Below are 22,058 nucleotides of genomic sequence, written 5' to 3' on the forward strand. Positions count from 1 at the left end.
TTGGTTTGTGATGGTGAAGGGACAAAAGTAAAAGTGGCAAATCCAAATCCTGCAGAATATGAAGTGAACAAAGATGGGGATGATATAGCATATCGCATGGTTCAAAAAGTTGAGGATCAAATTCAATATCATACAATCTATTATAAAAATAAGGGGTTCTATCAAGAGTTTTCACAAATGAGTGGACAGGTAGATACAATTAGTGGGAATAATGATGCACTGATTATGAATACAGTGTTCAAAGAAATTGATACAAACTACTACAAAGTTACCAAGGAAGAGGATGGAGAGAATACAAAATATACATTCACATTGGATAAAGCAAAGAAATATAATGAAAAGTATCCAGATGACCGTGATAATAAAGTTTGTAATATTGTAGGCGATTATGTAAATCAGAAGTTTGAGATTACAGTGAACAAAGATGGATATATTATTGATGAACGTTTAGAAGAAACAATTAAATATACATCAGGTGAGACAGTACAGGAACGTACTAATGTTGTACATTATGAGTTTTATGACTTTAATGTTCCAAATGAAATAAACTTCTATTTTATCTAATAAACAAAGGACTTTCTCACTCTTGGGAAAGTTTTTTTAATGAAACTATTGACAACTGGTTATAACCAGTTGCACATTAAGAATAGAGGAGGGAATACAGTGAAAAATGAAAATGATAAATTACCAATATATTATAAGTTGGCAAAGAAAATAGAAGAAAACATTGAAAAAGGTGTTTGGCGTAAAGGAGAACCGATTCCTTCAGAGCGTGAGCTGATTAAGATTTATAATGTGAGCAGGATTACGGTTCGTAATACAATTGATGAATTGGTAAAACAGGGAAAATTGGAAAAGATTCAAGGGAAAGCTACGTTTGTATTAGGGTTAGTTGCACTTGTTGGATTGGTGTTACAGGGAAAAGGTTCCGCAGCAGTTTTCTCAGGAACACTAAAAACATCGTTAGGGATGCTGGTATTATCAGCAGGATCAAGTTTGATTGTTAATGAGATATTACCGTTTGTATCATTATTTACAGATGTATTTAATTTGACAGGATTTGCGACTTCATCAGAAGCAGTGGTAGGAGCAATACAACAGGCATTGCCAGTTGTAGCAAGTACAAGTTCGATTATCTTGGCAATTGGATTCTTGGTAAATGTGATTTTAGCGAAATTCTCTCCACTAAAATATATTTTCTTAACTGGACATATGATGTGGATTTTATCAGTGGTAGTAGCATTTGCATTATATAAAGCGGATTACAGCGAGACAATGATTATCATAATTGGTAGTGCATTACAAGGTATTATCATGGTTGTATTACCAGCATTGGCACAACCAATGGTACGAAAGATAACTGGTAATGATTCTATTGCGATAGCTCACTTAACAACATTAGGTACAGTACCTTCTGCTTATATTGGTGGATTATTAGGTGATAAAACAAAGAGTGCTGAAGATTTAAAATTACCAAAATCATTAGAAGTATTTAAAGATACATCAATTTCAGTTGCAATCGTTATGGGTGTGTTCTACATGGTTGTCGTAATTATGGCAGGACCAGATAAAGTTGGAGCACTAAGTGATGGTACAAACTACATTCTATTTGGATTAATGAAAGCATTAGGATTTACAGCAGGTATCTTAGTATTACTACAAGGTATTCGTATGTTCTTAGGAGAACTAGTTCCAGCATTTAAAGGAATCTCTGATAAACTTGTACCAGGTGCAATTCCGGCACTTGATGTACCTGCATTATTTGGATTTGCGCCTAATTCACTGATGATTGGATTCGTTACTGCAGTAGCAGGTATGATAGTATCAATGGTCGTATGTTCAATGGTATTTAATACAGTTCCATTAGTATCAATCATTGGTGCATTCTTCACTGGTGGAGTTGCTGGTATTCTTGGAAATGCAACTGGTGGTAGAAGAGGAGCAATCATTTCAGGATTCGTATATGGATTCTTATTAATCTTCTTAAGTGCAATGTTATCAACAATGTTTGACTTCTCTGCATATGGAGTTGCAGGAGTTGGACATGACTGTATTGATGCAATTGTGATTACCATTTTACTAAGTAACCCGATTATTGGAATTGTAGTAATTGGTGTGGTATTCGCACTGCTATGTGTACTAGAAGTAAGAAGAAAAGCAAAGACAGTTCAACAATAATTCCTATTAAGACTATTGATTTTGCAATAGTCTCAAAATTTTTATTTTTCTTTTCGTACATATTATAATCAGGATAGGATAACCTCTTCTTTTTATACATCCATCCGCTTCAACATTATAAAAAACCAGAGACAAACACTTAAGTGGTGCTCATCTCTGGTTTTCCTACATTATTGTCCTTTTCATGTTTATTCATATTTTGAAGCAAACGATAAGTATAGTTATGCACAGGCTGCTTATAAACCTCTTCTAAGGTGCGTTCACATACATCTGTATACTTTGTTGTGAGTATCTCTATTTCCTTCGCATGTGGACTTTGTTCAATCTTCTTATGGATCGTTTCTATTTGCATATCGGTTTGTGAAATAAATAATACTCTTTGTGCAATGATTGGAATCTTCAAATGTCTGGAATATGCATTTTCATCAAACGCAGTTGCGTAACTAGATAACTTACTGTGAATACGATCTTTACTTGCATAGGATCTTTCTACTTCTATAAAGATTGCGATATTACCTTTTAAATCGCGATCCTTTCTTTCAAGCAAAATAATTCCATCCGGTTGATTTGTTCTTTTTGGTAAACACGATTCTTTTTCACTCAATATCCTGGTAATCTTAAATTTGCTATCTGCAGACTGATTGAAGTTTCGTTTCATACATTCACATACTGTCGCAACTTGCACTTGGTGATAAACTCTATAAGGTGCTGCATTGCGAAGCGTATCTCTATAATCTGTCACAGGATAACCCGCTACATGCATCGCCTGTAGTCCAACCTTCCCTAACGTAATTGCTTTGTATCCAGTTCTAGCATCTAGCGTATAATCTTGTGGAATGTATGTTCTCCTGATTTGTAAATAGCCATACTGTGCTAATTGTAGAATCCGTCTTTCTACAGTTTCTTGCTTCTTCCCTACTTTGTAGAATTTATATACAAAACACATATCCACGAATCCATAGATTGCAATCATTCTCATTAATTCCCTATCCTCGCTGTCAACTCTTGGTCTTGTCTTATTCCCCATCTCTCATCTCTCCTTTCAGTGAATTGTGCCAGTCACCGGCACAATTGTCTTTTTATTGTTTTAGTTATGTATATAGATATTGATAATTATAGTAGTTTATATTGAGTAGTATTAGTTGTTGGTTAGAAGTAGTTTTATTAGTTAGTAGTAAGGTAGTTAGAGTATTGTTTTTAGGAATTGTAGAAGGCTTCGTATGGTAGGGTTAGTATAGTTGGTTTCCGTAAGGTTTTTATTTAGTGTATAAGGTACACTAGTCGACTCTTTATTGCATCAAGCAGTGTTGCTATATATCCCCTGTTTATTAGGTTTTAAGCAGTTTTTACTATGCCAAAAACTATGCCCTACTTCGTATAGCAATCGGCATAGTTTTCGGCATAGTAATTCCAGATAAAAAAAGAGGGTTGATTTAGTTCAATCCCCTACTCAATATTGCATCATAATTGGCTATCTTAAAAGAATCAGTTGCGTTGCCTATTGCTCTAGCATCTGAATAAGCAATGGCATAAACGCACCTACTGTAATCACCAGATAGAGTAACACAACTATCCCATTAATCTGATAATACCAACTGTTAAGTGTCTTCCCGTTCTCATCAGTCAATGGACTTAAGTATGCTCTCATCAATAAATATATAAGTGCTATTGTTACAGTGATCACAATCCCACTATGTACCTCACGTAATAAAGTATCTATTCCTGATTGAATCATATTCTTTGCTGTAATCAAAAAAATACTCTGTGATAACTTAATCATAAACAACAAATACAACCATACTCCAAGCAACGATAAAAACAACTGCACTGGTTTTCGTAACCATCGAGGGAGTAGTTTCATTACCAATCCCCTCATCTTATATTTGATTCTATTCCATGTACCTGCATTGAATATTCTTTTTAATTTGTATATATACTTTCTTAATCCTCCCATGCAATTTGATCTCCTTTCTCTACAGACAGTAAGCTATCTCCTTCTGCCAAAAGCTCCTTTTCATATTCACTGGTTTCTTTCCTGTTGAGGTAATTTTTAAATACTATCTTTTCCGCATCCGTTTTACTTATACAATCTCTTGCCATAAGTTCTCTGGCAAATATTCTATTCTTTTCTAAATTTTCTTTTACTGCAGTCTTGTTATTATGGTCCACTAGTTTTCCATCTGTGTATCGATAAGGGTAATCCACCTTAATCATAATACTCTTCTCAACTCCGTGATCACTTGTACTCAAGTATCCACTCATATCACGTAGTGTTTTCAAATCTTCTTCTTTCACTGTTCCACTAGAAATCAAAGGTACTAGACTTTTCGCAGCTTCTCCTTTTTGCTTCATCGATATAATTGTATTCATATTCCCCAAAAGAGCTGTTCGAAAGTCACTAGAGAATTGTTCTAGATATTGCGACATAATTACCAACCCCAAACCTCCCTTTCTTAGCTTAGCAGCTATCTTAGGAAAAATCGGTAACTGAACATCATGGGCTTCATCAACAATTAACAAGTGAAGTAAAGAGAAATCTGGTCTACCTAAAGCAGTCAAATAGTATTGCACACTTAAGTATCCACAAATAACTTTAATATCAAACTTGCTCATCCCTTTTAAATTCATCAAAATGATATAACCTTCATCCATCCACTTACGGATTTCTTTCACACAATCATATTTACTCGTTAATCCAAACATCAATTTCTTTTGTTCCGTATTTTTGAATGAGTTCAAACGATTCAATATTGGGTTCACTATATTCTCACTCATTGATGTCTTTAGTAAAAAATTCACTAAGTCTTGTGCATACATATTCTTTTTCAAACGACTAGCTAACCGTTTACGATACTTATCATCACTCCTGTCAAAAATTTTTGAAATATCTGCAATTGGATGTTCTTTCAGTGGATCACTCAATAAACATTGAATTGCTTCACTCATCATACGATCCACTTGAATTGTCTTGTTATCCCCATAAAGAGAAGTAAAGAAATCCAATAACTCCGTGGTATCTGTATTAGGATTTAATAGTGATATTGGGAAAACATAATCCTTATAACTAAAGTCTACATAGCGTATCTTTTCTAATAAGGGTTCTACATCATATCCATCTGCTTTAAATTTCAATAACATATCAATAACACCCAATGCTGAGCTCTCCAGTGGATCTAAAAATGTAAAACCTGGTACGTCCTTCTCACCATCCAGTTTTCTTTTTAGTAAATCCTGAATAGTTCCTTCAACTACAGATGATTTTCCACTTCCTGTAGTTCCAGTTACTACAATATGTTCTCTCGCCTTCGATTCACTTAGGTACACATCACGATCGTGCTGCACTGGATGATCTAATTTTCCAATATACAATCCTTTCAAAAACTCATGATCTTTTAACGTAACCTGACCTTGATACAAATAACGAATCTTATTGATTTCTTCTCCTTTTCCATCCAATGTTGGTATCTGCAGTAAGTTCATCAACTCTAAACCGGTTGAGACACTTACCTGATAACTTTCTTTGTAATCTACATAATATTTTGTTTCATAAGCTGTAAGAGCAACAATCTTGGAAGATATATCTCTTAAATATGTATTCTCATATTTTGTAGCTCCTTGTACTTTTAATATATATTCTATCTCTACATCACTTGCTTGCTTTTGAACTTTCTTATTTTTATCAAATACACTCCCTTTTTTTATTTTAAAATTGAGCCAAATACGTGTATTCTTTTGCAAAGTATTGATAATTGTCATTTGTATTGAGTCATTAAAAAAAGAAGTCAATTTCTTTGATGACTTCTTTCTCGTATTTGGTACATACAGCGTGCTCGCACGCTGATATTCAGGCAGATTCCCATCAATCGCTAACACAGATGCCTCACTACCTAAAAACGTCTGTAAAGCGCTCATAAACGCTTCTGATTCCTCATCTACTTCGTGATTCAAAAAATAGAAACTAATTCTTTCCTCTTTATCGCAATCAATAACAAAGGAAAATGGAAAATCAGATAGTAAGCGTTTGAAGAATGGTTTCTTCTTACCCATTGGTATAGATAAAGACTTTAACAGATTTAGCATCCGTTCTTTATCAAACACATAACTTTTCTTTGGTATTACTTGATAAATCATAGTACTCCTTTCACAATTTTTCTATATAGAAAAATGTGCCGGTGACCGGCACATTCTAGTTTTGTATCTATTCTATTTTATGGTATACTTCTTTTGAAGATAGTAATCTATCCTACACACCCAACTACTTCCTTGTGACAAAAGAAGCAGGAGGTGATTACTTTGGAAAAATTAATAATCATCCTACTTATTCTTCGTGATTGTAAGGAAATATTAGTAATTATAAAGAAGTAGCCACTTTTACTCCTTATTTTGCCGTAAGGTAAAAGTGGCTTTGTAGTGGATAGCAATTGCTATCTTCACCATTATTATATACCAATTTTATGAAATTTCAACTGCATGTGTAGCATTACCTACAGTTTTTATTTGTGCCGGTCACTGGCACATTCTAGTTTTATATCCAATCGAATTTATGGTATTATTCTTTTGAAGATAGTAATCTGTTCTTATCAAAATACCAACTACTCTCTTATGACTAAATAGTAGGAGGTGTTGCTTATGAGTAATTTAATCTTGATTCTTTTCATTCTTAGAGAAGTAAAAGAAATCTTGATAATTATAAAAAAGATTAGTTAATAAAAGTCAACATCTTTTTGAATGATATCTATCAAAAAATATATCTGCTGAAAAAAACTGTGTGCTACAGTTTTTATTTTGATATGATTATATCCTCTAATTATTGATATAAACAGCCTGTTTTACACATGCCATAAATCACCCGAAGTAATTTGTTTGCACTTGCTATGATGGCCGCTTTACGATTCATTGGATTTTCTTGTGTCATCTTCTTTTGATAAAATTCTCTAATTGTTGTATCTTCAATTGCTTTTCTTACTATGCATTTTACCGCAAGATATAAAAGACACCGCAATCGCTTATTTCCTTTTTTTGAAATTTTATAATGGAGCCCATTATTTTTTCCTGATTGATATATCATAGGTTCTATACCAGCAAAAGCAATTAATTGTTTAGATTCAGTAAATCGATTAATATCTCCTATTTCAGCTATAATTCGTGCTGCAAGATTATCTCCTATTCCTGGTATGCTTGTCAAAAGTACCATGTTCTCTGTTTTCTTCGCTAAATGTATCATTTTATTCAGAATTTCTTCAACTAACAACTCATAATACTCTATCTGATCAATTAAACTTAATAATATTTTCACATTAACGTCATCTTTTCTGCATCCTGATACTGTATTATCTGAGAATTCCTTTATTTCTTTACATTTTTTCATTAACCATTTTTCTTGATGATTTGTATGCTTTTGCAAGTATTTACACATTGTGGTTTCTTTCGTATTAGATATAATCTCTGGATGCTTATACTTCTTCAAAACAATCATAGAAGTTTCTCCATAAAGATTTGAAAATAGTTTTTTGTATCCTGGAAATACAACATCTAATTCTTCATTAAAATTCACTTTACATTTCCTCAAATGAACTAGTAATGATTCATAATTTCGACTATACTGCCGTAACGTATAGTATATATCTTCGGCTCTTCTTTCTTCTATGAGTTCTTCACAAAAATATAATTTAGCTATATTTTTGCAGTCTTGTTTATCAGTTTTCAAATTCCGAAGATTTTGCTTTCTGTATCTAGAAGATAGAATTGGATTTACCATGAAATAAATGAAATTTTCATTCTCTAAATAATTTTGCAATCCTCTATGATATATTCCTGTTGCTTCAAATACTACATGAACATTTTTACTAGTAATTCGTTTCATTTCATTCGCAAGTTCTTTAATTTTTTTGAATCCTTGTAGGTCATGTTTTACTTTGAAAATTGCCTTGAATGGTGTGTTTAAGTCAAGATAACTTCCTACATGACTTTCATTTTTTGATACATCAACCGTAATACAAACATCTTTCATAAAGTTCTCCTTTTCTTTCGCTTTAGAGTTTCCAATCTTCTTAACAATCCCTTATCTCGTGTTTCATACAGGATCTATGTCCTAATTAGTTTAAATCAGAGTATTCATCAAGAAGAAGGAAGGGAACGGACTTTTTTTCGAGTTCTTTGACTCATGACTACCCACGTTCTCTCTTGCCTTCACTTTTTCTTCTATATGCCTATAAAAGAAAAAGCCAAGAGCATCAAACACCCTTAGCATATTTATTACAAGCGGAGAGATTACCCAGAAAAGTAGTCAAGCTACACGGGGCTTTTTACGAGATCAAGTCTCAAGAAATTATTTCTCCATTTATAATATACTATATTTCTATTTTTTAGAAAAGAAAAAGCTAAGAATAATTGAATAACTCTTAACTTTATAATACGAGTGACTACCCCAATCATTATTTAGCGATACTGAGGGGAAGTCCTACTAGATAAGAATAGCAATTGCTATCTTCACCATTATTATATACCAATTTTATAAAATTTCAACTGCATGTATCATTACCTGCAGTTTTTATTTGTGCCGGTCACTGGCACATTTGCATAATCCCCTTATAACAAATATATTATCAAATCACACTTTTAAACTCTTTTGCTAAAGATTGATAAATTGCCATTTCATCAAGTTCCTTAATTTTAATATTTCGCCATGTGAACGTGCGCACATTATCAATTAGTTTCTTTTTAATAATTGGATCATAGTTATCCATTCCTTTGCATTCTGATTTTATAGTGTAGAAGTTCTGCAACACTTCATTTAAATATAGATGATCTTCATGGAATCGCTCGTTGCATTCAAGTAGAAAGCTAGTCGTATTTTTAGTTTTCATACCTTTGCTGAAAACTGACTTTATTTTATTTATTAATCTACTTGCTTCTTTTGCTTGATACATTTTTGAATACAATAAGAAATGATTTCGAATCCACAAAAAATCATTCACAATCTCCTGTAGTTTTCTAAAATCAAGATTCAAACTTACTATTTCTGCTTCTTCATCAATTCTGCTTACATCGCTTAGTATGTCAGAAAGTTCATTTGAATATCTTTCTACAATTTTTCTTGCTTCATGCAGTTCATTAATTAACGTGTTATAAATCGTCCAACGCATCTCAAATCGTACTTCTCTTTTCATAATATAAACACTGACAATCAAACTCAACGCAGCTCCAATTAGTGAACTTATTAATATTATTTCTATATCATTCATGTAATTCCCCAAACCTTTCTTGTATATATAATATTGTACCGAAACAATTACTATATACAAAGGAATTGTATAGTTACTTTTTCGAATCCTTATTTTTTCCATCTTTACCTCTATCTATAGACTTCATTGCAAACAAAAACACATAACCTTTTGATTATGCGTTTATTACCTGTGTTCTACCTGTCACTACATCCTATTCCAGTTTGTGCCACTCACCGGCACAATTTACATTGATATTTTAATATTGACGAAAATAAGAGACTGCTTATTACATTTTGTACGACTTTATTCAAAGTATTAGAACAGAGAAAGTCTCTATATGAAAAGATTATAAATAGTCAAATGTAATTTGAGGGATAGTATTACAGCATTATTGTAAAGTTCACTGATACTATTAGCAGACTCTTATTTTCAACTTCATTTTACTATAATACAAAATAATTACTAGTGTTTTATTATCAATAACCACCTCTATCTCACTTAGCCAATTAGATAAAGGTGGCTATTAATTCAGAACAGCGATTGCCATTCCTATTACTATTATATACATGATTGTTTAAATTTGAAACCATCTTATATTTAATCATCTAGTAAAATTGTGCCGGTCACCGGCACAAATCATTTATTTTAGATATAAGGAAAATTACTTTTCATTATTCTATTTATGTGTATCACTTTATTCCTTCATTCGTTTTTCAATCCATTGTTGAGGTGTTTTGTTTGAAAATCTATCATTTATTGTATATGCTGATTTCTTTTCAAAATCAATTACTTTCCAAAAATCCTCAGCTATTAAAAATACTGTCAATTTTTTATATGATGATAAATACTTATGTAATTCAGTAAATTCTTCTAGATCCTTTATATAAAACAAGAATTCATCAATAATCAAATAATCATACAAATATAAGTCTTCCCGTTTTAATAAAGTTAAAAGATCATTCTCTTTGTTATAAGGACGAGTGTAATGGAATGTATGCGTTCCTTTCAAATTTTCATAATCATTTTTTGCTGAATAAATCAGTGCTTTTAAATTTTCTTGCACATGCAACTTGTTCAAAACTTCTCGCATGAATTTCGTTTTCCCACTACCTCTTTTTCCTCTCATAAATCTGTAACCACGCTCATATTGTTCATCTTCTGCCAGATCATCAACGGCAATATCTTGAAATGTCCATTTCACATCTTCATCTTTTATCACTTTTTTCATCAATTTTCTCGTAGCTTTCGAAAACTCTATTTCCTTATCCATATTAATCCCTTTCATTGTTTCTTATTAAATCTTTAATATCAATCTCTTTTTCTGCATATCGTTCAGGATATCCAATTTCTTCTCGTAGTTGTTTATGACAATGTTTCACTATAAGCATGAGAATACATAGCACCAAAAAAATGCTTGTTTCAACCCTTGCTGCACCCGTATCAAATAATCCATGCCATATAACTACAAATGCAATTGCATAAGCCGATGTAAGAGATAGTAGTTCAATCATATCTATTAGTCTCTTATGCATTAGGATCGAATGAACTATAAATCCCATTAATATATATAGGAATGAAATTATGAATTCTCTTTGTAAATCAATCTTCCCTGCTTTGATCATTAAAAAAACATCTTTAATTCCATACATAATGATGGAGCTAACTACTATACCTATTACAATATGTAACAATCCTCTAAAAGTTCCTAGTATCCAACATAACCATTGCTTCTTTGAAATGCTGGCTAACTTTCTTGTTAACAATTTCTTCATTTCATACACCTCTTATTACTTCACAAAATTGTGCCGTTGACCGGCACAATTTCAATATACGTTATCATGATTACCTTCTGCCAGATAATCCAATTTATAATTTACCTGCAAATACTGTAGTAGCCACAATACAAACATACATGCCATTGTTAACTGCACTTTATCACTCATAGCAATTGTTTCCTTTGGTATCCCTGCCATAAGGCCAAATAACAAAAATGCAAATACTACTTTCAGTAAGATAATACTGATTTTATAAAATAACTGTTTGCGTTCTTTTCGTTTCCTTACCTTCTCATTTGGTGTTTCCTTTATCCTAAAATTTGTATTATTGATACTTTTTAGTTTTTTACTAAAACCTATATAAGTACTAGCGTTCAATAATATAAATACAACTAACCCTATTACCATCATATATAGTAAATTATTGGTTGTTGTTTCTAATGTTGAAATATCAATTAAAAATATCAGTACAAAGAGTACTGTAATCAACTTAAATAAAATTCTTCCTATATTTGAAAATGTTTCTTTTCTTATCTCTTGTTTATTCATATATGTTTCCTTTCGCTCGTTGCACGAGGGCTTTTAAAAACTTGCTGCGTAGAGCACATAACTCTCTACACACCGATGTAGCAGTACTTTATCTATCTTTTAATTATCATTTAAATTCTAAAAATGTTCTTGGTGTTACCCAGTTGATTGTAGAACCTGCATAGACTCCTCCATAGTGGACCTCGGCATGCAGATGACTTCCAGTACTATTTCCTGAATGACCTTGCGTTCCAATCACTTGACCTTTTTTCACCATATCACCTGTTTTTACTGCTACTGTAGCTAAATGTGCATATTGCATATAGTAATCTTGATCTTCATAATAAAACTTCAAAATTACATAATTCCCACCACCACTCGCTACATTATCAAACGGGCACCAGTTTCCTAAATATCCACCACTTGGTTCGCAAGTATTGCTTGCTCGATAAACAACTGCATCTGTAAGGGCAATTATCTTTGCTCCATATCCAGCATCCAAATCCATTCCCATATGCATTCCATCTAAAGCCCGATCTCCTACATCCGAAGTAATTACATAGTTGTCATTTTCATATGGACCTACAAATTCACCAGCTGCTGTAATCACCTCTACATTTGTTTCTTCCGCAATACTATTACTATTCCCCTTACCTCCAATTAATACTAAAAAGGAAAAGAGGATAAAGAATACAGTGAAAAAGAAAAGAGCAGCTATTTTCTTAACTACCCTTTTCATTCATCTTCCTCAAAACCACTTGAATCATCATTTTCTATTTTTCTTATAAATTCATCAAGTTTACTTTTTGTTTCTTTTGACTTCTCTGCTCGTTTTCTTACAATTGGTTCATCTCGTCTATTTTCGGAAGAATTCCTTTTGCTTGTGATATCCGGACTTCCATTATACGTTGATGTTTGGATTATATCTTCATGGTGCTTATCAATATCAACTGGATCATCGTAGTATTCGTTATCATCCAGCAATTCATTTCCAACATCTCCAATACTAGAATCATCTTCTTCTGATAAATCTACAGGATCATGTTGAGCTTGTTTCTTTTGCATCATCTTATCGAACTCTGCATTTAAATCATAGTCATCTAGATCGACTTCCTCTTCACTAGCACTTACCTGATCAACACTACTACTTCCATTTTTATCAACTGCATTTTCATCTGTTTCATTTGATGTTGTCGTTGATGCAGTAGAATCATCATCAGATGCTTCATCACCATCTACTTCTTCATCTTCGCCAGTTTTTGAAATTGCACTTCCTTCTTTTGTTTCTTCATCGTCCGTTGTTTCATCTTGATCTGAATGTTGTTTTGCTGATGAGTCATCTTCTACCTCTTCATCAACCGCATCATCATTACCGTCTTCATATTCCCCTAAATCATCACTACCTACTTTATCTAGACTTGAGGATCCTCCATCGCTGTCACCATCTTCATCTTCGTCCCCATCTTCATCATTTTTGCTACCAAGTCGAGGGAATTGTTCTTTTGCATTCTCCAGCAATTGGCTAGGTGTCATATCTCCACCAGTGAAGCGAGCAATGGTACTGACAACTCCTGCACCATCTCCCCCAAAGGTAGCTAACACTTTTTGTAGTAACATTGGTGCATTCTTTCCTGCCATAATCATCGCAAATAATATAACTGCATCAAATGGTAACACAACTAACAACCCCGCGCTTTGACTACTCAATGTATTGATCAACTGAATCATCATAAATATAATCACAACCAATACCACCTTCGATAAGGCCGCAATAATCATCCATATAAAGCGATTCACAAACCACATGAGCGCATTTCGCTTATCAGGGTCAAATACCACCCGAATGAGTGCATACAGGCTCACTGATAGCAGTATCTCCTTCAAAATAGATACTGCCAATACTGCCATACACGCAATAATGATAACTCCAGCAATTAATATACGGTGTACAAAAAAGAAGAATGATAATAATAAAATCATAAGCGACGATGCCCAGTTATAAATTACCGCAGTACTTCCATAGTACTTTCGTTCATTCTGGGTATTCGACTTACTTGGATCTTCTAATAAAATTCGAAACCTTGCATACTGCAAATCTGCAGAGTTGTTTTCCCACATCTCTTGTGCATTGCTTTGTGCACTATCAATATTACCCATGAGGCTTTCTCCAAAGTCTGCATTGTAATCTTTACTTGGTGCTGCAATATCACTTACCCCGGTTACCCCAAAGTGACGTAATCGAAATCCTTGTAACTGCATAACATCAAACAACATTCGTTTTACTTGAATCTCATATTCATCACTTGCTCCTGTATCACTATAACTTTCATCAAACTTTGTCATTTCTGTGACGGTTTCCGTTAAAAAAGACATTGCTGTAGATTCAATATAATCCATCGTCGGTTTTCCATATCTTGCGACACCATACACTAATACAGCACTCAGTGCACAAGATAGAATAATCTGTAGAATCCCTTTTGCACCATGTATATTTTTGAATGATGCCAAGAGTCGCTTGAAAATTGCAAATACTGTAAAAAAGATAAGCAATTTTAGAAAAATAGAATTTGGATTGCTCCAATCAAAAATTGCATTATCAATGACATCAAATACCCCTCTTACTGCATCACTCCAAAACTCCGCAACTGCTGCATTGAATACAAGAAAGGTCACAACTGTAATCGCAGCACCAATCATTTCAATGAGTGATATTACTACCCGCATAATATGCATAATGATGGTTTCACCATCTAACAAATCGATATCATATGCAATTCCAGTCTGTGCTGAATTCGAAAAGTTTTTTATATAATCTTCGTTCTTTTCTTTTTCACGCACAGTATCATTGAGTGAATAGAGAGCACCTTTTATAAACTGTGGTGTATCTGAACTTGCTTTTCTATCTTCTTTACATTGTTCATAATCAGAACTCCCTTCTCCATAAATCATACAGGAGTCTTTCATAATTTCTGAACCTACTTCTCCATGCGTATCATCACTACTTTCAGTGTCGCTTTTGTCATCGCCACTTTCTTTTTTCTCTTCACGTACTATTGCCTGTTCATTAGCGGTTATTTGTGTGGCTCCAATCGTTGATGAAAATATAGGAATCAATATCAGGAAAACAAAAAATATAGACAATAGTCGTTTTTTAGTTGAAAGAATTTTTGTCGAAGAAATTGATTTCTTATCCATCATAAATACCTTCACTTTCCACAGCATAATTATCAAACATCAGGGTATCTTGTTTGGGTATTATCTTTTTGTCGACTTCTCCAACTTTTACTTTCAGTGTTGAGAATGCATCTGCGAATACATCCAACATTTCATTACGGACCATACTTTTTCGCTTATTGTAATCTTCAAGGATAAATACATACTTTTTATCAGGATCTGCACCTTCTTGTTTCGTACGGTCTTGTAATGCATCCTTGATTGTCTCATTACCTTCCAGACCCATCTCACGCATAATGTATTCAATCTCTTCGCTAGAGCGAATAGATCCTACATATTTATCACCTGTATTATTTAAAATACTTGCGGAAATATCACTGAGTGATTGCGCAATAATGTATAAGTGCACAAACCAGCTACGCACTTGTCGATTTGCATGCTCTACAATTGCTTCTCCACCATCTATTTCCTTGTATACTTTATATTCATCAAATACTAACTGCTTTTCTTCTCCAGCAAAGCGCTTCATGAACCCATTGATTATATTTTGTACTCTTGATAACACAACTGAGAAGACTGCACGTTCCAATCGGTTTGGATCAAACCGATCATTTGCTTCTCTTTTAGGTGGTATCTTATCAAAGGTTACTAGGTTGTACATCTTATTCAAGTTGAATGCTTCATCAAACGTTGTGTGTTCATCACTGAAAAATAAACGTCCCATCGAGTCTTCTCGTAGTGTAAGTAATTCCTTTGCGACCATTGGTTCAATTTCCATTAGCTTATATTCAATCAGATACGTAAAGCTAAGTTTCTTTATTTTTCCTAATTGTAAATCTGTAATCATTGCACGATGTGCTTCTTCTACTTTCTGGAAAATACCTTCATGATGCATGTTGACTGCACGAAGCAAGGAATCCACATCTTTCTTTGCCTGCGAATAAGCTTCATTGATATTTTCATTAATCAAATATGCATCAAACATTCCATTCTGACAATCAGGAGAACCAATAATTAAGTGAGACGCCATATCACCTAACAGTTCTACCTTTTTAAGGCGATCGCCTTTTGGATCCACACAGAGGGTTCGCATACCTCGAAAGACCATATAGGTAAATACTCGATTATCTGCCTGCTGGGTTTTCCCACCTCCAGACTCTCCAGCATAAGCAGTTGTGGAACAGTGGGTACCTGTTGCACCTTCTTCAAATACTTTCGATATATCATAGAGAATTGGTATTCTTCCCGGCTTTGTGAAGGTTTCTACAAAGCCTTCATGCTCTTCACCAATAAATAATCCGCCTAACCAGTTGTATTGGCAAAAGTAAGCTACATCTGTAAGCTGTGTGTATTTTGTAAACACGCTACGATATGGCATCAGGTTGTTTGCCAATTTTAATTGATCACCATATTCGACGGATAAATTCATTTTACCTTCCATCAGGATACGTAGTTGATCACTGTATCGTTCCAGGTTCTTTTCCCTCTTGGAATACAATCTAAAAAAGAGCTGCCAACGAATCTTTGACTTCTCAATTGATTCATCTACATTCTCTCCTACTTTTGCGATTGCAATTGCTTTTACACCTTCTTTATCGATACGATCACTCAAACTTGTATAACGCTCTGTCTTTTTGATAGTATCCTGTTTCTTTCCAGCCATGTTCTTTTTAAATTCTCTGGTATGCTCTAAATCAAACTTTACGATGGTATCAACTGGAAAACTTTCTAGCTGCAAACAGTTAATGACATCATCCGTATAATTCTTACTACTGATTTTTTTCTTGTTGAATTTAGAAGCTACAAACGTTCTGGAATACAATGTTTCTTTTTTATGATCCATTGTTTCATATTCATACACTAATTTTGATGGGTCCACATCTGGCCGAACATAATAATCATAGACTGGTTTCTCAGTTGGAATCGCCAGATAGTTCTGTAGTCCAAGCAACTCTTTTTCATCTACTACACGTTTTACATCTAGACCTTTTTGTTTGATTTTCTTGAAAATCTGTTTTTCATATAACTTGAATCGTTCCATCATACGTTTATCGTATGGCACGTTTTCATCAACTGTAAACATCTTCACTCGCTTGCGATGTTTCAATTCCTCTCTTCCATCACAAAGTACAAAATAAAGGTCATAACGAAATCGCTTGTGTTTCTTTAGAATCTTCTCAAGAGAAAATAGCATTTGACCTGCTAAATCTCTGAAACCATCATGTCCATACTTTTCGAAATTATCCAAATAAAATTGTAAGATTTTCTTGTTATCAATTCCTCTTGGTCGAATTAAGAAATAACCTGGCATATTAATATTAAGAATCAACTTTTTCATCAATTCTACCAGATCACTTTTTTGCGTTTTCTCTGAATAGAGTGAGTTCTTTGGTTTGATTAGATAATTATAAGTCATAACACCATAGTTACTCATTAAATTATCTTCTATATACACCTTACCTACATGCATGCATATACACAACTCCTTTCACTTTCTTTGAAAGATAATGTTCTCTTCCATCACTTCCATAAATACATTTTAATTTTCGAATTCTTGTATAGTAAAATTTCTCTATACTGGTTCTTCCAGTTTCTTCATCACGCTCACTACTAAAATGAGAGAAAATCATCATCCCTACAAAACTGAGTGTAAACGAAAGAAAGAACATGATATTACCGAGTAAGAGTGCAAGTGGAATTCCAAACACAATGGTTCCAGCAATCGTTCCTACTGTACATGCAAGAAATGGTAACCAACCTTCAAACTCAAGAGCAATGATGGGAATTACAATCTTTTGCTTATAATCTTCTACACAAGCATAATTATAAGAATTTTTCATCCCTGTATCTCCTCCTCATCCTTAAATTGGAATTCCAATATAATCTCGAAGAATCGGGTGAATAAATCCCCATATCCATCCTACAATTGCTGTGAATACATTAATAATTGTTGATGGTGGAAGATAAACAATAATTCCAAATATAGCGATATAAACAATCGCTAACACCACCTCATCTAATACTGAAATGATACTTCCTTTTGATTTCTTCCATGATGCACCAGCACTATCAATCAGTCTTCTTATAAGAAAAAAGAAAATCAGTGCTGCAGCACCTTTCCAAATTACCTGAAATAACGCTGTATCTACAAAATTCATATTTAATATACCTCCAATCTTTTTATCTTATTTTTTTCTTTATCGATTTCAACATAGTATTTTCTAGTTGAAGAATATAAAGTTCCATATGTTTCACTAACTTCTGCATACACATAGATTGTTTCCTCATCACTAGTAGCACTACTCACATTTACAAGTTCCAGTTTCATATTTGGATCCAGTTCATCAATGACGCTATTTTTTGTACATAACAGTCTCGCTTGTTTGATATCATCATTGTTGGTTTTCAAAAACAAATTGATTGTTCTTGTAACTTCATCCTTATCACTACCTTCTAGTGTTGTAGATGCGCTCTCACCTTCAAACTGATAGATTTCGACTTTATCTTCATCAACAATTGCATTTACATTTACTTTTGCATTTGCAACTGGTTCTACTACCAAATAACGACTCCCATCCTTTGCGACACTTACTTTGAAATACACTACGGTTGAAACTGCTTTTGGTTGTTTTTCCTCTTTTGTGGTTAAGGTTCCATAACAGTAATAATCATTGATTCCTTTTTCTGTATCACTGGTTGACACTTTATAAATTTCAACGTTATTCAAATTGGCATACTCCACTAATTCTGTATATTTCATATCCCAACTATTCTGTAGTTGAAATTTCTTTAACGATGCAAGTTCATCCTCTGTTTTTGGATAATGGTAATATTCTTTGCTATAGTTTTGAACAAACGTCATCGCTTCAACTTCTGCATAGTTATGTGTTGTAACTGCAGGAGCGAAACTCTTAATTGCACCCAACACACCAAATCCAATACATACATAAATCAAGATTCGTTTACGTAACAGTTTACGATCAAACTTTTTTAAACGACGATCAAGTTCTACTTGCTCTTGTACTTCATCTGTTTTTTCAAACTCCTCTTCTGGAGTATCTTCACTTTCATCAGCCCATTCCTTGTTTAGTTTCTTACCAAGAAACTTACTTAAACTAAACATCGATAACACCACCTTCCTTTCTTAGTTCCAATACACTACGCTCAATTTCCTCTACATCTTCTTTACTTAAATGGCGAATACAAAAATTTGTATGGCCATAGCGTTCATAGACACTATGCAACTTCTCTTGTAACCATGACCGATTCTCTCGCAACAAAGAAAGGATCCAAAACACACTTAGGTTTGGATACTTTTCTTTCACTGCTTCATAATGTGTGATCACCATACACAGCACCTCCTGTTCTTCTATGGTGAACTCTGTTTGTTTCCTTGGAGGTTTCTTCTCTTTTAATTCATTCACTTAATGCCTCCTTTGCCTTTTATTATGTATACTTCTATTAAAAACTCACATATAGGATGCTTTTACTCGCTCAACGCAGTTGTTTTTAATCACTCTCACGCAGTAAGTTTTATCTGCCCTCACGCAGTGAGTTGTGCCGGTCACCGGCACAACTTTGTTTATACGCATTTTCTACATGTGAGCATAATAAAAAGGCACGAACAATCGTACCTTTCATTATTATCTATTCTTTTGCTTCCAACTATATCTTAAATCATTCAACTTAGATTCAGGTAAAAATTTAAACATTGCTTCAAACAGAGATTTAAAGTCCTCAAATTTTGCGATTAGGGTAAAACTCATACTGTTCCACATCCTATTTTTGAGTTCACTCATAAACTCTTCATTTCCTCTATCGTACTTAAGCTCAATTTCATGTTGCTTACAATATTCTTTCAGTTCTTCTTCCTCGCCATTCATGCATTCTATTACCATATAAGATTCTAAAACATATGGATTATTGGAAACATATAGTAATACACTTCCATCATCTCTTATAATTTTATTTATTTCAAAGCAATATTCACACCACTCATCATGCTTTCCATATGGAATTTCAAAATAATAAGATTTTCTCAATGTATCTTCCTTTACAATTATTATTTCACTATTACTATAATTCATTGTGAAATAATATCCAAGATTGTATAATCGAGATTCGCCATTCAACATAATAATATACCACTGCAGACATTCTAAACTTTCAATTTTATCATCAGAAGCATCTGCTAGTTTAATCGAAGATTTCTTATCTCTTTTTAATCTTTGTATGATTTGATACGCTTCTGTTTTATATTTATCATTCTGGTTCATCTTTACCTCTTCTTGCAGATAACCTTGTATCTGATTTTGGAGCATAATTTATAAACTCAATGCAATTGTGCCGGTGACCGGCACAATTGCGATGGACTCGATTACTTTAAGTATAACTACAAATTCCTTGTCAATAGAAAACTGCTTCTTGTCCTAACGGAACGGATCCATTATATAAGTTCTTACATGCTCCAGAATAACCAGGGAAAGAAAATAAATACCCTTGACATGCTTGCTGTGCACTTTGCATATCATAACCATCAGAGAACAAAAACTTCTTATTTGCAGGCTTGTTTCCTGTTGTTTGTGAGGGTTCAGGGCTAACAGGATTAGTAACTTGATTATTTGAGTTGTTTTGTCCCCCACTGCCTTCGTTTGAGCCGTTCTCAGAGCCATTTGTCTCTTTTGTATCCGTTTCCTCCACTTTCGGCTTTTCCTTTACTGTGAGCCTTAAAATAGCACTTACCTTATTACCGTTTTTATCTTGAATTCGATATACAATTTCATGACTTCCTACTTTTTTATAATTCTCAGGTTTCTCTATTTCCACTTCTAGTTTTCCATCAATTGGATCCTCTGCTTTTACTACATAGGATTCCAAATCAATTGCATCACCTTCTGTAATTTCCACAGATGCTACACTCAATTCCAACTCTGGAAGAATGGGATCGCTAAAGTTTAACTCCAAAGCAAATTCTTTCTGATTACCAAAAGAATCATACGCTAAAAAGATATATACATGTTCGCCTATTTGCGTTGTATCAATATTAGGATATGTAATATCTTCCACATTTGAACTTGTGCTTTTAATAAATGAGATTGCATCCAATTCACTCTCTACTTCATAAACACTTTCTACTTCTTTAAATGTGATTTGCATCTGGTCGTATGATTCTTGCTTTTGCATTTCATAAAACAGAAATGCTCCTACACTACAAAGTGCAATTACACTTATTACAATGATAAGAAGGGCTTTCTTATTATTCGATTTCCTCATTTTGTATCACTCACTTTGTTTCTGTTGTTCTCCAATAATTCACGTTTTGGATCTACTGAGATAATTCTTAGACATGGTCCATGTGGTTCTTTTCTCCACTGTTTAATTATCTCTAGCATTGCTGGAGTGTTACATGTCATACCACCATTGTTTTCTTTCATTTCCTTCACCTCGTATTCTAGTATCGCTTGGTGAGAGTCCTACCTGGACTACATCATTTTATTCGCTCTCACGCAGTAAGTTATTCTTTTTTCTCTTCAATGATTTTACGATACAACACTTCACTCTTTTCATTCTCTGTTTCTTTAGTTTTAATCTTTGTGACTTTAGATTCTTTCATCGCTTGTTCATGTCTCTTTGCATAGTTTGCTTGTGAGCGTACAAAAGAATGGAAAACTGATTGATTACTTTGAGCTTGCGCAAAAGAATATGTTCCTTCTCTTCTTTGATAAATAAGAATTCCTAGGATAAAGAAAAAGACTCCTGACAACCCTAGTAATGTGAAATGTAAATCTAGGATTGTAGAATCTCCTGCATGTACTTGAACGACTTCCATCATTTCATTGTAATATTTAATTGTATATACTCGATCTTCATCAAAATCATCCATTGTGACTTTCACAACTTCATCAGATAATACGAATCCTTCTGGCGCTTCTTTTTCTTTAACACGTACTTCATCATACGTTCCTTCACCATAGAATGTGAATGTCGCTATACCTGTTTCAATATCACCGTCGATTACAAACGTATCAACAACCTTACCATCTTTCAATCCTTCAAACTCAAATGAGAAAGGAAGTCCTTTAATTACTTCATCTGTTAGTTTATTTGCCTTGTTCACTTTGATCTCATGTTTGAATTTTTCCATGTGAAATAGCGATAGGTAATCCTTTGAAATTAT

General features: G+C 33.6%; 21 protein-coding genes. 2 read left to right on the top strand and 19 right to left on the bottom strand.

Annotation, left to right across the window (positions count from 1 at the left end; translation table 11 throughout):
- The coding region (locus tag J2S15_RS15900; RefSeq protein WP_307410101.1) for a hypothetical protein at positions 1–564 on the top strand (564 nt) is incomplete at its 5' end.
- A 99-nt stretch (positions 565–663) separates the two neighbouring features.
- Positions 664–2,178, top strand: a complete 1,515-nt coding sequence (gene ulaA, locus J2S15_RS15905; RefSeq protein ID WP_307410103.1) for a PTS ascorbate transporter subunit IIC — start codon at positions 664–666, stop codon at positions 2,176–2,178.
- Positions 2,179–2,317: 139 nt separating this feature from the next.
- Here the strand turns inward: ulaA and J2S15_RS15910 are convergent, their stop codons facing one another.
- The 19 genes from J2S15_RS15910 to J2S15_RS16000 all read right to left on the bottom strand — a co-directional run bounded on the left by J2S15_RS15910 (position 2,318) and on the right by J2S15_RS16000 (position 21,998).
- A complete protein-coding gene (locus J2S15_RS15910) occupies positions 2,318–3,205 on the bottom strand; it encodes a hypothetical protein (RefSeq protein WP_307410105.1) in 888 nt (295 codons plus the stop codon).
- A gap of 471 nt (positions 3,206–3,676) precedes the next feature.
- On the bottom strand, positions 3,677–4,039 hold the full coding sequence (locus tag J2S15_RS15915; protein ID WP_307410107.1) for a hypothetical protein: 363 nt from the start codon (positions 4,037–4,039) through the stop codon (positions 3,677–3,679).
- A gap of 80 nt (positions 4,040–4,119) precedes the next feature.
- Positions 4,120–6,309, bottom strand: coding sequence for an ATP-binding protein (locus J2S15_RS15920; RefSeq protein WP_307410109.1), 2,190 nt, complete (start codon positions 6,307–6,309; stop codon positions 4,120–4,122).
- A gap of 676 nt (positions 6,310–6,985) precedes the next feature.
- The gene (locus tag J2S15_RS15925) at positions 6,986–8,188 is read right to left on the bottom strand and encodes an IS110 family RNA-guided transposase (protein ID WP_307410111.1); all 1,203 of its coding nucleotides are present in this window, start codon (positions 8,186–8,188) and stop codon (positions 6,986–6,988) included.
- A 595-nt stretch (positions 8,189–8,783) separates the two neighbouring features.
- A complete protein-coding gene (locus tag J2S15_RS15930) occupies positions 8,784–9,524 on the bottom strand; it encodes a hypothetical protein (protein ID WP_307410114.1) in 741 nt (246 codons plus the stop codon).
- 574 nt (positions 9,525–10,098) lie between these two features.
- Complete coding sequence (locus tag J2S15_RS15935) at positions 10,099–10,632, bottom strand: hypothetical protein (protein ID WP_307410116.1); 534 nt, start codon at positions 10,630–10,632, stop codon at positions 10,099–10,101.
- A gap of 43 nt (positions 10,633–10,675) precedes the next feature.
- Complete coding sequence (locus J2S15_RS15940) at positions 10,676–11,176, bottom strand: hypothetical protein (RefSeq protein WP_307410118.1); 501 nt, start codon at positions 11,174–11,176, stop codon at positions 10,676–10,678.
- 51 nt (positions 11,177–11,227) lie between these two features.
- Positions 11,228–11,728: a hypothetical protein gene (locus tag J2S15_RS15945; RefSeq protein ID WP_307410120.1), complete on the bottom strand. Its 501-nt coding sequence runs from the start codon at positions 11,726–11,728 to the stop codon at positions 11,228–11,230.
- 106 nt (positions 11,729–11,834) lie between these two features.
- Positions 11,835–12,446 (bottom strand): M23 family metallopeptidase, encoded by a 612-nt coding sequence (locus J2S15_RS15950; RefSeq protein WP_307410122.1) that lies wholly within the window; start codon positions 12,444–12,446, stop codon positions 11,835–11,837.
- Complete coding sequence (locus J2S15_RS15955; RefSeq protein WP_307410124.1) at positions 12,443–14,902, bottom strand: polysaccharide biosynthesis protein; 2,460 nt, start codon at positions 14,900–14,902, stop codon at positions 12,443–12,445. Before J2S15_RS15955 ends, J2S15_RS15950 begins: the two co-directional genes overlap by 4 nt.
- Complete coding sequence (locus tag J2S15_RS15960; protein ID WP_307410126.1) at positions 14,895–17,351, bottom strand: ATP-binding protein; 2,457 nt, start codon at positions 17,349–17,351, stop codon at positions 14,895–14,897. Before J2S15_RS15960 ends, J2S15_RS15955 begins: the two co-directional genes overlap by 8 nt.
- The gene (locus J2S15_RS15965) at positions 17,338–17,721 is read right to left on the bottom strand and encodes a hypothetical protein (RefSeq protein ID WP_307410128.1); all 384 of its coding nucleotides are present in this window, start codon (positions 17,719–17,721) and stop codon (positions 17,338–17,340) included. The genes J2S15_RS15960 and J2S15_RS15965 overlap by 14 nt, the downstream gene beginning before the upstream one ends.
- Before the next feature lie 21 nt (positions 17,722–17,742).
- Entirely contained in the window at positions 17,743–18,039 is a 297-nt protein-coding gene (locus J2S15_RS15970) for a hypothetical protein (protein WP_307410130.1), read from the bottom strand.
- 2 nt (positions 18,040–18,041) lie between these two features.
- The gene (locus tag J2S15_RS15975; protein WP_307410132.1) at positions 18,042–19,004 is read right to left on the bottom strand and encodes a hypothetical protein; all 963 of its coding nucleotides are present in this window, start codon (positions 19,002–19,004) and stop codon (positions 18,042–18,044) included.
- Positions 18,997–19,230, bottom strand: a complete 234-nt coding sequence (locus J2S15_RS15980; RefSeq protein WP_307410134.1) for a hypothetical protein — start codon at positions 19,228–19,230, stop codon at positions 18,997–18,999. The genes J2S15_RS15975 and J2S15_RS15980 overlap by 8 nt, the downstream gene beginning before the upstream one ends.
- A gap of 294 nt (positions 19,231–19,524) precedes the next feature.
- Positions 19,525–20,157: a hypothetical protein gene (locus J2S15_RS15985; RefSeq protein WP_307410136.1), complete on the bottom strand. Its 633-nt coding sequence runs from the start codon at positions 20,155–20,157 to the stop codon at positions 19,525–19,527.
- A gap of 130 nt (positions 20,158–20,287) precedes the next feature.
- On the bottom strand, positions 20,288–21,154 hold the full coding sequence (locus J2S15_RS15990; RefSeq protein ID WP_307410138.1) for a hypothetical protein: 867 nt from the start codon (positions 21,152–21,154) through the stop codon (positions 20,288–20,290).
- A complete protein-coding gene (locus tag J2S15_RS15995; RefSeq protein WP_307410140.1) occupies positions 21,151–21,315 on the bottom strand; it encodes a hypothetical protein in 165 nt (54 codons plus the stop codon). Before J2S15_RS15995 ends, J2S15_RS15990 begins: the two co-directional genes overlap by 4 nt.
- A gap of 80 nt (positions 21,316–21,395) precedes the next feature.
- The gene (locus J2S15_RS16000) at positions 21,396–21,998 is read right to left on the bottom strand and encodes an MSCRAMM family protein (protein WP_307410141.1); all 603 of its coding nucleotides are present in this window, start codon (positions 21,996–21,998) and stop codon (positions 21,396–21,398) included.
- Between the last annotated feature and the right edge of the window lie 60 nt (positions 21,999–22,058).

This window comes from Breznakia pachnodae (assembly GCF_030814225.1).
Taxonomy (GTDB): Bacteria; Bacillota_I; Bacilli_A; order Erysipelotrichales; family Erysipelotrichaceae; genus Breznakia; species Breznakia pachnodae.

Bases quoted from the DNA above. Each gene is read 5' to 3' on its own strand.
- J2S15_RS15910 (WP_307410105.1), bottom strand. From the start codon at position 3,205: ATGGGGAATAAGACAAGACCAAGAGTTGACAGCGAGGATAGGGAATTA.
- J2S15_RS15915 (WP_307410107.1), bottom strand. From the start codon at position 4,039: ATGAAACTACTCCCTCGATGGTTACGAAAACCAGTGCAGTTGTTTTTA.
- J2S15_RS15920 (WP_307410109.1), bottom strand. From the start codon at position 6,309: ATGATTTATCAAGTAATACCAAAGAAAAGTTATGTGTTTGATAAAGAA.
- J2S15_RS15925 (WP_307410111.1), bottom strand. From the start codon at position 8,188: ATGAAAGATGTTTGTATTACGGTTGATGTATCAAAAAATGAAAGTCAT.
- J2S15_RS15930 (WP_307410114.1), bottom strand. From the start codon at position 9,524: ATGGAAAAAATAAGGATTCGAAAAAGTAACTATACAATTCCTTTGTAT.
- J2S15_RS15935 (WP_307410116.1), bottom strand. From the start codon at position 10,632: ATGAAAAAAGTGATAAAAGATGAAGATGTGAAATGGACATTTCAAGAT.
- J2S15_RS15940 (WP_307410118.1), bottom strand. From the start codon at position 11,176: ATGAAGAAATTGTTAACAAGAAAGTTAGCCAGCATTTCAAAGAAGCAA.
- J2S15_RS15945 (WP_307410120.1), bottom strand. From the start codon at position 11,728: ATGAATAAACAAGAGATAAGAAAAGAAACATTTTCAAATATAGGAAGA.
- J2S15_RS15950 (WP_307410122.1), bottom strand. From the start codon at position 12,446: ATGAAAAGGGTAGTTAAGAAAATAGCTGCTCTTTTCTTTTTCACTGTA.
- J2S15_RS15955 (WP_307410124.1), bottom strand. From the start codon at position 14,902: ATGGATAAGAAATCAATTTCTTCGACAAAAATTCTTTCAACTAAAAAA.
- J2S15_RS15960 (WP_307410126.1), bottom strand. From the start codon at position 17,351: ATGCATGTAGGTAAGGTGTATATAGAAGATAATTTAATGAGTAACTAT.
- J2S15_RS15965 (WP_307410128.1), bottom strand. From the start codon at position 17,721: ATGAAAAATTCTTATAATTATGCTTGTGTAGAAGATTATAAGCAAAAG.
- J2S15_RS15970 (WP_307410130.1), bottom strand. From the start codon at position 18,039: ATGAATTTTGTAGATACAGCGTTATTTCAGGTAATTTGGAAAGGTGCT.
- J2S15_RS15975 (WP_307410132.1), bottom strand. From the start codon at position 19,004: ATGTTTAGTTTAAGTAAGTTTCTTGGTAAGAAACTAAACAAGGAATGG.
- J2S15_RS15980 (WP_307410134.1), bottom strand. From the start codon at position 19,230: ATGGTGATCACACATTATGAAGCAGTGAAAGAAAAGTATCCAAACCTA.
- J2S15_RS15985 (WP_307410136.1), bottom strand. From the start codon at position 20,157: ATGAACCAGAATGATAAATATAAAACAGAAGCGTATCAAATCATACAA.
- J2S15_RS15990 (WP_307410138.1), bottom strand. From the start codon at position 21,154: ATGAGGAAATCGAATAATAAGAAAGCCCTTCTTATCATTGTAATAAGT.
- J2S15_RS15995 (WP_307410140.1), bottom strand. From the start codon at position 21,315: ATGAAAGAAAACAATGGTGGTATGACATGTAACACTCCAGCAATGCTA.